Below are 9,854 nucleotides of genomic sequence, written 5' to 3' on the forward strand. Positions count from 1 at the left end.
GTTATTATTAGGTCGGGAAAGAACAACCTTTGTTTCAAGGGCTTTATAAAGGTCGGATTTCAGAAAAGGCAAGGACTATGGGATAAATACAACCTTCAGGTGGAGATTTCTCCCATAGCCTTTGGGAATCCTTGCCGATTGAAAGCCGGAAATTACCTTTGCACTTGAACAAAGGTTGTCCCGACATTAACTGGTAAAACTGAATCAGAAAACAGGAAGCTCGTTTCTTTCAATAATAATCTGTATGCAACCTGTTAGTTCAGTGTAAAGTTCATCATACTCTGGTTTACCGTCAAAATCATCATCAAGTTTATATTTGGCAAATGTTTTCTGAATAGCTGTATTGCCCAAAAGGATAGCTGCCAACCTCTCAGCAAGACTCTGAGGTATATTTTCTGCAAACTCATTCCATAATACTTCTACAATTGTATCATACTTGGAAAAGTGAAGTCCATTGTACAGAACCTCATTTGCAGCTTCTTCAGCTTCAAGATCTGAAAGACCAATGGTTATGGCATTGGCATATACATTCAATGCTTCATCTGCACGGCTACTTAGGAAAGCTTTGTCATTGGACAATTCCGGATGATGCTCACTGATATACTTCCCCAATAAAGACTGGAAGTAAGAAAGTTCTCTTTTTTCGTTTGTTTTCATGTTACCTACTTTTTTATTTGGTTAATGGAATCATTGAAATTATCTAATTTACCTGCAAGTGCCAGCATATCTTCTTCTATCTTTTTGTTTGTTATACGGGCATATACTTGTGTAGTCCTTATATTGGTGTGACCAAGCATTTTTGACACAGATTCAATAGGAACACCTTTACTTAATATCATTGTAGCAAATGTATGTCTTGCCAGGTGGGAAATTATTAACAAAGCAACGCTGAATAAAATGGGATATTAAGAACGCAATTTGTTAGTAATGAGCGGATTTTCAATATTTGGAACAATTCTCAAAAACGGATTTTGGAAGAATATTGAGTTAGTTCCGTTACTAAACCGTTAACAAGTTGTTACCGAAACAGACGGTGTTAATGAGAAGACTAAAAAAAGTCTGCTGACGGTTTCTTTTTCAATGAAAATCAGTATTTTGCGTAGCGATGAACGCTTACATCAACAGTAAATTTGCAAACAAAAAATGTAGGCGTATGAAGATTGAAAAATTCAAGGTCTTGCTTTATTTGAAGAAGACCGAACCCGACAAGTCGGGAAAAGCTCCCATCATGGGACGAATCACACTGAACCGGACAATGACACAGTTCAGCACGAAATTATCCTGCACCCCGAAACTGTGGAATGCGAGAGAAAGCCGTCTGGACGGAAAAAGCCGGGAAGCGGTGGAAACAAATGCGAAAATAGAAAAACTGCTGCTTGCCATCAATGAGGCGTTTGAGGAATTACAAAGTCGGAAACGTGATTTTGATGCCAAGGCTGTAAAAGAACTGCTGCAAGGCAGCATGGAAACACAAATGACACTACTCCGCCTGTTTGACAGGCTCATTGAAGAACAGAAAAGCCGTATCGGTATCGACGTTTCCGCATCCTCAATGAGTACCTATCATTATGCACGGCTGACACTGGGCGATTTCATCAATAAGAAGTATAAAATGAACGACATTGCCTTCGGTGCACTGAACGAACAGTTCATTCGGGAATATCAGGCTTATACGGAAGAAGAACGTGGCTATTCCAACCAGACCACACGTCATTACCTTGCCCTGTTGAAGAAAGTCTGCCGGATAGCCTATAAGGAGGGACTTTCCGAGAAATGGCATTTCGTACATTTCAAACTGCCCAAACAGAAAGAAAGTACTCCAAAGGCATTGAGCCGTGAAGACTTTGAGAAGTTGCGTGACGTGGTGATACCTGAAAAACGGATTTCCGTGATTATCACAAGGGACCTGTTCCTGTTTGCCTGCTATACGGGAACCGCCTATGCGGACACCGTATCGGTAACGCACGAAAACCTGTTCACGGATGATGACGGCAGACTGTGGCTGAAATACCGACGTAAGAAAAACGAACTGAAAGCACGTGTGAAACTGCTTCCCGAAGCCATTGCTCTTATAGATAAGTATAAGGATGACACAAGGGAAACACTGCTGCCTCCACAACATTACCGTACACTCCGTGCGAACATGAAAATCCTGCGTGTCCTTGCCGGGCTGGAAACCGACCTTTGGTATCACATGGGACGGCACTCGTTCGCCTCGCTGGTCACGCTCGAAGAGGGAGTACCTATTGAAACTATCAGTAAGATGCTCGGGCACAGCAATATACAGACAACACAAATTTACGCCCGTGTCACCCCGAAGAAGCTATTTGAGGATATGGACAAATTCATTGAAGCGACAGCCGATTTGGAACTGGTACTGTAAACAGACATATTATATTTGCCATCATAAAAATACAGAGATATGCGCAGCACATTCAAGATATTGCCTTATATAAACAAAAAAAGAATCAAGCCGGACGGTACATGTGCCATCCTCTGCCGAGTTTCCATTGACGGAAAAAGCATCCTTATCACTACGGGACTTACCTGCCGCCCTGAGGATTGGGACAGTAGGAAAGGAACTATCCGCACGGCACGCGAGAACAACCGCCTGATAGAGTTCCGCACGAATCTGGAAGAAACCTATAACCGTCTGATTAAAGAACAGGGTGCGGTCAGTGCAGAGCTGTTGAAAAACACCGTCATGGGAGTGGCGAGAATCCCACAGACCCTGCTTCAAGGCGGAGAGGCTGAACGTGAGCGGCTAAAGATACGCTCGGAAAAGATTAATTCAACTTCCTCCTACCGCCAATCGAAGACCACGCAGTTGAACCTTCAACAATTTCTCCGCTCCAAAGGCATGGAGGACATCGCTTTTACCGACATCACGGAGGAGTTCGGGCACTCGTTCAAACTTTTCCTGAAAAAAGAAATGGGTTATGCGACGACCCATGTAAACCATTGCCTGTGCTGGCTGAACCGCCTTATTTACATAGCCGTGGACGAAGGAGTACTGAGGTGTAACCCATTGGAGGACGTACCTTATGAAAAAAAGAATCCACCCAAAATGCGGCACATCAGCCGCAGTGAGCTGAAGCGTATCATGGCTACACCGATGGAAGATGAAAAAGTCGAACTTGCCCGGCGCATGTTTATCTTCTCTTCACTGACGGGGCTCGCCTATGCAGACTTGCGCAACCTTTATCCGTGTCACCTCGGAAAAACGGCAGAAGGCAGATTCTATATCCGTAAACAGCGGGAAAAAACAAATGTCGAGGCGTTTATTCCTCTACACCCGGTGGCACAAAAGATATTGTCACTATATAATACAGATGACCATTCACGTCCCGTATTTCAATTACCTATCCGTGACATACTCTGGTTTGAGGTTCACTCATTGGGTATTATGATGGGCATCGAACAGAACCTTTCCCATCATTGTGCACGTCATACCTTCGGAACGCTGTTGCTCTCGGAGGGCATATCAATAGAAAGCGCAGCAAAAATGATGGGACATGCCAACATCAATAGTACCCAAGTTTACGCACAAGTGACGGACGGAAAAATATCCAAGGACATGGACAGGCTGATGGAACGGCGGAACAGTAGAAAAGGAACAGAAATAAATTGAAAAGGAATAAAAACAACAGTATGGAAAGATTCATCATTACATTGGACGAATCCGGCACGCTTCATGTGCCGGACGTTTCCAGCACATTTATCTGGATGGATGAGCCGGAACTGGTAAAACTGTTTGGAGTAATCGCCCCCACGCTCCGTGCGGCGGTAAGGGCGGTATATAAAAGCGGAATTGTAACCCCCAACGAGACAGAACGATACATCAACCTGCCCGATGGGAACAGGCAGAAAGTATATGGCATCACCTTGATTATTGCCATTGCTTTCCGGCTCAATACTCATGGGGCATGGCGTTTACGGGAACACGTGACCGGCAGGATTGGCAAACATGGCTGTAAAAGAAGAACACAAATAATCATTGTGCAGAACGGACGGAACACAGGTTTTGCATGAAATGATTTGCAGGATATACAGATACGGCGCACGGTGAAAAAATTCCTGACCTGTGCGCCGTATCTGTTCTGCCTCTTTCTGTATTGAAATTATCAGTCCTTATGGAGAAACGCTTCACGGTAATTTCCACGTAGCATTCGCTCGATGTCCGATTCCCTGTATAGTATTTTACCTCCCAACTGTATGTATGCCATACGTCCGGCATCCCTGTGCTCCTGTAACGTGCGACGGCTGGTTTTCAACAGTTGAGCCACCTCTCGGTCGGTCAGGTAGCGTTCACCGTCCAATATGGGACGGTAGTTTTCAGTGAGCTGTTCGACATTAGCCAGTGTCCGCTCCAGCTTTCCAAGCAACCGAACTATCTGCTCGTTTTCCTGTGTTATCAGTTCATTCATCATTCTACAATGGATTTAGTGGTTGTGTAAATAAAATAAATCAGATGTCTTTTCCATTTAACGCTGCCAGTCTGCGGCGTTCCTCAACGATGGGAATAATACGCTGCACATCTTCTGCGCGATAATACACTTTGCGTACAATCTGTGAATAAGCCAGCGTACCATTGCTGCGCAGGGTCTGTAAGGTACGGGGACTTACCTGAAGGATACAGCATACTTCCGCACTGTCCAGCCATTCACCCAAATGCTTTGCTTCCGATTTGTGACAAATTTCCTCCACCCGGCTTGCGAGACGGTTGAAGTGTACCATGATTTCCTCGAAGGTCTTTCTTTCAATAACTACTACTGTTTCCATAAATTGCTTGTTTTTGATTGTGAATACAGCCGCAAAATAAACGGATTCTACGTGAAGCGGTATCATTCGGGCTATGCGTGGCAGCATTTGGCACCGATGTGGAAGCCAGTGGCACTGATTGGCGATGTAGAGTTGAGATTTTTAGAGAAACGGTCGATTTAATTATGTTCCATATTTGGCAGCCCCGACTTGATTCAATGCGACAGTTTCACCTGTGTTTTATCGCCGGGTAAGGCTGTCTTTTTTGTGTCCGTGCATGGGAAAAAGGACATATATGGAAGATATTACGGAAAAATCATTCCCTACTATGGAAATACTATGGATTTCACCTTCTGAGAGTTACGCACCTTTGCAACGTAACCAATACGGGATGATATGGAAATAGTAACAATGGACAACAAAATCGTGAAAACAATGATGATGAAGTCAGACTGGACAGCAGGCTTCTTCAAGAAAGAAAATGTACCGAAGGAAGAAGTGAAAATCTTACAGACAAGAAAGGAGGCGGATGATGGAAGGGATTGGTAAGGATTTGTTCGAGGAATGGATGAAGCGCCTCATGGAACGGATTGACCGGCTGGACAGCATCATATCGGTACTGATAAACAAGGATGCCTCCGGGGTGAAATACTTGGACGGGGAACGGATGTATGACAATCAGGACCTGTGCGAGATGTTGAGAACGAGCAAACGGTCGCTACAACGCTTCCGCAGCGAATACGGACTCAAAAGCCGGCGTATCAGCCGTAAGAGCTACTACAAGGAATCGGATGTGCTGGAGTTTATCAGCCGGAACATGGAAGAGGTGGTACTGGGCGGTGAGAAAATGCTGAAGATAAAGGAAGGCACAGGGAAGAAATCACCGGGCAAGACCAAAGAGAAGAAAGGAGGCAGGCGCACGGCAAGCCACCGATGAAAGGGAATTTTCAAGACGAAAAGAAAAAATGCCTGTATGGGTAGTTGCCGACAGGTTTGTTCAATAACCAATAAAAAATCAATCAATGGAACAGAAAAAGAAAAAGCAAGAGGATGTACTGGTCGTCCGCGACGAGAAGACGGGCGAAATCGGTGTGGTTGCCGGACTGGATGCCAGGGGCTATCCCAAGAGGGCACAGGCAAAGGCGGAACACTCGCAGGAGTTTTTGCGCTTTGACCGCCACGGGGATGCGATAGACAATTTCATGAGAAATTTCTACCGCCAGTGTAAGGAGCCGACACGATTCGGTTTCTACAGGGTGGCAGCGGACACGGTGGAAGCTCTGCTTCCGGTTATCAAGGACCTGCTGAAAGACCCTGTGGCGAACGCTGACCTGCTCGCACCGCACAAAGTGGATACATCGGCGTACCAGCAGGCTGAGGAACAGCAGACTACAGAGGAGGCAAAAAAAGAAAATGCCGAAACGGAGACTGAAGAACAACAGACTGCGGAAGAGGTGAAAAGAGAAAATGCTGAAACGGAGGCTGAGGAACAGCAGGCTGCGGAGGAGGCGAAAAGAGAAAATACGGAAGAAAACAATGTGGAACAGAAAACGGACGAGAAAATGGAAGAAATGAAACAGAAAAATCAGGAACAGCAGCAAACGGCGGAAACGCAGGCTGCACAGGGACAGGAACCGGCACAGGACGGGCAAACGCAGACGAAACCGCAAAGGGCGAACCTGATAGCGGACGGCGATGTGGACTGGAAGGAACTGGAACAGTTCGGGGTGAAAAGGGAAAACCTCTCTGAAAAGGACATGAAAGCCCTGATGAACTACGGGAAGACGGGGCTTGTGACGGTGACCCCGACCTTAGGCGGAGAGAACTACGAGCTGCAAGCCCGCCTTTCGTTCCAGAAGACGGAAGACGGCAAGCTGAAGCTCACTCCCCACTTCGTACGCCATGAGCCGAGGCTTGACATCCCACACAACGGCTACACCTTCACAGACGAGGACAAGAAGAAACTGAAGCAGACAGGCAATCTGGGCAGGCTGGTAGATGTGGCGGATACGAAAACCGGGGAGATACGTCCGTCGTACATCAGCATCGACCGCCTGACGAATGAAATCGTGGACATTCCGGCAAGCAAGGTACGCATCCCGGACAGAATCGGACTGACGGAACTGTTAAAACCGGAACAGGAAATCCTGCGTGCAGGACTGGCACTGCCCAAGGAGGTGACACTGAAGAACGGGCGCAAGTTTGAAGCCGTGTTGCAAGTGAGTGCGGAGAAGCGTGATGTGGAGTTTGTGCCGGAGCATCTGTGGCAGGGACAGTCGCAGCGAAGCGGAAACGGACAGGAGAAGAAACAGAAGAGCCCGGAAGCCCCGGATGCTACCGGACAGCAGCAGAAGGAAGACGGGAATCAGGAGAACGGACAGCGGCGCAACCGCTCGTGGACGGATGAGGACGGAAGCATACGTCCGATAGGCAAATGGAAGGACGACAAATTCACGGAACAGCAGAAGGCGGACTATGTGGCGGGTAAGGTCGTGGTGCTCGCCAACGCGAAGGATGACAAGGGACAGCCCTGCACAAAATACCTGAAGTTCGACCGTGAGAAAGGCAGACCGCTGACCTATTCGGAAAACCCTGACCTGGCACAGACCGTTGCCCCGTCGAACGAGAGCCGCACACAGCTTGCGGTGAACAACGAGGGCAAGACGAACGAGGCTACCAGACATGTGAAGGAGCCACTTCAGCAGGGACAGACCGCACCGAAGGACGACGCCCAGAAACAACAGCAGGAAAAACCGAAGAAAAGCAAAGGCATGAAGGTATCCTGAGTGCCACCACTAAATCCATTACAAGAGAATAAACAACGGATTGAAACGGGGCCTCATGCGCCATGTACCGCATATCCCACGGATAACCGGCGTACCCCGTTCCACTCCACAAGGAACAAAAGTATCAATGATTAAAACAGAAAATGTATGATTACCATATTGGCAGAAAAACCGAGCGTGGCGCGTGAGATAGCACGCATCGCCGGAGCAACAAGAAAGGAAGAAGGATTTTATACAGGAAACGGCTATCATGTGACATGGGCACTGGGGCATCTGGTACAACCTGCCCTGCCTGAGGGCTACGGCTTCAAGGGATTCAGCAGGGACAGCCTGCCGGTGATACCGGAAGAGTTCATGCTGATACCACGCCAGGTAAAGACGGACAAGGGCTACAAGGCGGACGCGGCAGCGGTGAAACAGATAAAAGTGATTACGAAACTGTGGAACGAGAGCGACGGCATAATAGTGGCAACGGACTGCGCACGCGAAGGGGAACTGATATTCAGATACCTGTATGCCTATACGGGCTGTACGCTGCCCTTCCGCCGCCTGTGGATAAGCTCGCTTACGGACACCGCCATCCGCAAGGGATTGAAGGAACTGAAGGACGGGCATGAATATGATGACCTGTATCTGGCGGCAAAGGCACGCAGCGAGGCGGACTGGCTGGTGGGCATCAACGGCACGCAGGCACTGACCGTAGCCGCCGGACGGGGCACGTATTCGGTAGGACGCGTACAGACACCCACGCTGGGTATGGTCTGCAAGAGGTACTGGGAGAACAGACGCTTTACACCGGAACCGGTACACCAGCTGCATTTCTCGGTGACACCGGCGGGTACGGATACGGTAGTGAAGTTCTCCTCGGTAAAGAAATGGCAGGATAAGGAAGAGGCGGCTGCATCATACAATAAGGTAAAGGCGAAGATGTGCGCCACCGTCACCAAGGTGGAAAAGAAGGAGAAGGTGGAGAACCCGCCGCTGCTGTACGACCTGACCACACTGCAGAAGGAGGCGAACACGAAACACGGATTCACGGCGGAACAGACGCTGGAGCTGGTACAGAAGCTCTATGAAGCGAAGCTCGTCACCTATCCGAGAACATCGAGCCGCCATATTCCGGAAGATGTGTTTGCTGAAATACCGCTACTGTTTGAACGGCTGGCAGGACACTCCGCCCTTGCGGAGAAAATCGGGGAACTGGGAGAACTGAACCGCCGTTGTGTGGATGCCTCGAAAGTGACTGACCACCATGCCCTGCTGGTGACACCCAACCGCCCGCTTGCCCTGTACAAGAACGAGCAGATCATCTACGACATGATTGCCGGACGCATGGTAGAGGCATTTTCGGAGGAATGTGTGAAGGATACGGCTACCGTAGTAGCGGAGGTGGTGCCGGACGCAGGCGAAAGATGCGAGGGCCTGACATTTGAGGCGAAAGGCTGCATCGTGCGCAAGGCAGGCTGGCGCGGCGTGTACGGAGAGTACGGCGAGGACAGCGGCAATACGGCATTGCCGGACTGGGCGGAAGGCGACACACTGGTGATGGCGGGATGCTCGATGAGTTCGGGCATGACCCGACCGAAACCGCTGCATACGGAAAGTTCGCTGCTGGCAGCGATGGAAACCGCCGGACGCGACGATGTGGAGGATGAGGAGGCACGCCAGGCCCTGAAGGACTGCGGTATCGGCACACCCGCCACACGTGCCGCAATCATCGAAACGCTGCTCAGAAGGGAATACATGGTGCGTGTGAAGAAATCGCTGGTGCCGACGGAGAAAGGGCTTGCCCTGTATTCCATTGTCAAGGAAATGGACATCGCCAATGTGGAGATGACCGGACGCTGGGAAGCGGAACTGGCAAAGATAGAACAGGGAAAGACACCGCATGAGGCTTTTATGAGGGACATAGAAAGCTATACCCGCAAGATTACCACGGACCTGCTTGCGTGTGACCGCATTTTCGGGCACAAGGCATCGGGCTGTACCTGCCCCAAATGCGGCACGGGCACGATGCAGTTCTACGGCAAGGTTGTGCGCTGCGACAATCCGGACTGCCTGCTGCCCGTGTTCCGCCAGATAGCGGGCAAGACACTCACCGACGAGGAAATGACCGGTCTGCTGACGGAAGGAAAGACGGCGATGCTCGGCGGGTTCAAGAGCAAGCAGGGCAAGCCCTTCAGCGCTGCGGTGACTTTTGATGCGGAGTTTAACACGAAGCTGGTGTTTGCGGAGAGTAAAGGCGAAAGAAAAGGTACGAAAACGAAAGGAAGAAGAAAATAATGAGTAATTTTGCCACTGATTCAT

10 protein-coding genes and 1 pseudogene are annotated in these 9,854 nt (G+C 49.0%); 7 read left to right on the forward strand and 4 right to left on the reverse strand.

Annotated elements, in window-relative coordinates:
- Positions 1–204 precede the first annotated feature (204 nt).
- Entirely contained in the window at positions 205–657 is a 453-nt protein-coding gene (locus OIM59_RS11940; protein ID WP_117670725.1) for a DUF1896 family protein, read from the reverse strand.
- A gap of 5 nt (positions 658–662) precedes the next feature.
- Positions 663–866: pseudogene (locus tag OIM59_RS11945) on the reverse strand (tyrosine-type recombinase/integrase); the annotation flags it as partial.
- Positions 867–1,153: 287 nt separating this feature from the next.
- On the opposite strand from OIM59_RS11945, the gene OIM59_RS11950 reads away from it, so the two are divergent.
- From OIM59_RS11950 to OIM59_RS11960, 3 genes are read left to right on the forward strand one after another with little or no spacing between them, the layout of a single operon-like run.
- Positions 1,154–2,383 (forward strand): site-specific integrase, encoded by a 1,230-nt coding sequence (locus OIM59_RS11950; protein WP_303896891.1) that lies wholly within the window; start codon positions 1,154–1,156, stop codon positions 2,381–2,383.
- A gap of 39 nt (positions 2,384–2,422) precedes the next feature.
- Positions 2,423–3,631, forward strand: a complete 1,209-nt coding sequence (locus OIM59_RS11955) for a site-specific integrase (protein ID WP_303896893.1) — start codon at positions 2,423–2,425, stop codon at positions 3,629–3,631.
- A gap of 20 nt (positions 3,632–3,651) precedes the next feature.
- Positions 3,652–4,032 carry a hypothetical protein gene (locus tag OIM59_RS11960; RefSeq protein WP_303896895.1) on the forward strand — a complete coding sequence of 127 codons (381 nt, stop codon included), beginning with the start codon at positions 3,652–3,654 and terminating at the stop codon, positions 4,030–4,032.
- Positions 4,033–4,124: 92 nt separating this feature from the next.
- On the opposite strand, the gene OIM59_RS11965 is transcribed toward OIM59_RS11960, so the two are convergent.
- Both OIM59_RS11965 and OIM59_RS11970 read right to left on the reverse strand, forming a co-directional pair.
- Positions 4,125–4,427 (reverse strand): helix-turn-helix domain-containing protein, encoded by a 303-nt coding sequence (locus OIM59_RS11965; RefSeq protein WP_303898222.1) that lies wholly within the window; start codon positions 4,425–4,427, stop codon positions 4,125–4,127.
- Positions 4,428–4,467: 40 nt separating this feature from the next.
- Entirely contained in the window at positions 4,468–4,782 is a 315-nt protein-coding gene (locus tag OIM59_RS11970) for a helix-turn-helix domain-containing protein (protein WP_303896897.1), read from the reverse strand.
- A 375-nt stretch (positions 4,783–5,157) separates the two neighbouring features.
- Here OIM59_RS11970 and OIM59_RS11975 point away from each other — a divergent pair, with 375 nt between their 5' ends.
- From OIM59_RS11975 to OIM59_RS11990, 4 genes are all read left to right on the forward strand, one after another.
- On the forward strand, positions 5,158–5,310 hold the full coding sequence (locus OIM59_RS11975; protein WP_303896899.1) for a hypothetical protein: 153 nt from the start codon (positions 5,158–5,160) through the stop codon (positions 5,308–5,310).
- The gene (locus OIM59_RS11980) at positions 5,291–5,698 is read left to right on the forward strand and encodes a helix-turn-helix domain-containing protein (RefSeq protein WP_303896901.1); all 408 of its coding nucleotides are present in this window, start codon (positions 5,291–5,293) and stop codon (positions 5,696–5,698) included. Before OIM59_RS11975 ends, OIM59_RS11980 begins: the two co-directional genes overlap by 20 nt.
- A gap of 85 nt (positions 5,699–5,783) precedes the next feature.
- The gene (locus tag OIM59_RS11985) at positions 5,784–7,547 is read left to right on the forward strand and encodes a DUF4099 domain-containing protein (protein ID WP_303896903.1); all 1,764 of its coding nucleotides are present in this window, start codon (positions 5,784–5,786) and stop codon (positions 7,545–7,547) included.
- Positions 7,548–7,694: 147 nt separating this feature from the next.
- Positions 7,695–9,830, forward strand: a complete 2,136-nt coding sequence (locus tag OIM59_RS11990; protein WP_211146802.1) for a type IA DNA topoisomerase — start codon at positions 7,695–7,697, stop codon at positions 9,828–9,830.
- Positions 9,831–9,854 lie beyond the last annotated feature (24 nt).

It is taken from the genome of Bacteroides mediterraneensis (genome assembly GCF_025993685.1).
GTDB classification, from domain to species: Bacteria; Bacteroidota; Bacteroidia; order Bacteroidales; family Bacteroidaceae; genus Phocaeicola; species Phocaeicola mediterraneensis_A.

Coding starts and splice junctions, on each gene's coding strand:
- OIM59_RS11990 (WP_211146802.1), top strand. CDS start 7,695: ATGATTACCATATTGGCAGAAAAACCGAGCGTGGCGCGTGAGATAGCA.
- OIM59_RS11985 (WP_303896903.1), top strand. CDS start 5,784: ATGGAACAGAAAAAGAAAAAGCAAGAGGATGTACTGGTCGTCCGCGAC.
- OIM59_RS11960 (WP_303896895.1), top strand. CDS start 3,652: ATGGAAAGATTCATCATTACATTGGACGAATCCGGCACGCTTCATGTG.
- OIM59_RS11955 (WP_303896893.1), top strand. CDS start 2,423: ATGCGCAGCACATTCAAGATATTGCCTTATATAAACAAAAAAAGAATC.
- OIM59_RS11975 (WP_303896899.1), top strand. CDS start 5,158: ATGGAAATAGTAACAATGGACAACAAAATCGTGAAAACAATGATGATG.
- OIM59_RS11950 (WP_303896891.1), top strand. CDS start 1,154: ATGAAGATTGAAAAATTCAAGGTCTTGCTTTATTTGAAGAAGACCGAA.
- OIM59_RS11965 (WP_303898222.1), bottom strand. CDS start 4,427: ATGAATGAACTGATAACACAGGAAAACGAGCAGATAGTTCGGTTGCTT.
- OIM59_RS11970 (WP_303896897.1), bottom strand. CDS start 4,782: ATGGAAACAGTAGTAGTTATTGAAAGAAAGACCTTCGAGGAAATCATG.
- OIM59_RS11980 (WP_303896901.1), top strand. CDS start 5,291: ATGATGGAAGGGATTGGTAAGGATTTGTTCGAGGAATGGATGAAGCGC.
- OIM59_RS11940 (WP_117670725.1), bottom strand. CDS start 657: ATGAAAACAAACGAAAAAAGAGAACTTTCTTACTTCCAGTCTTTATTG.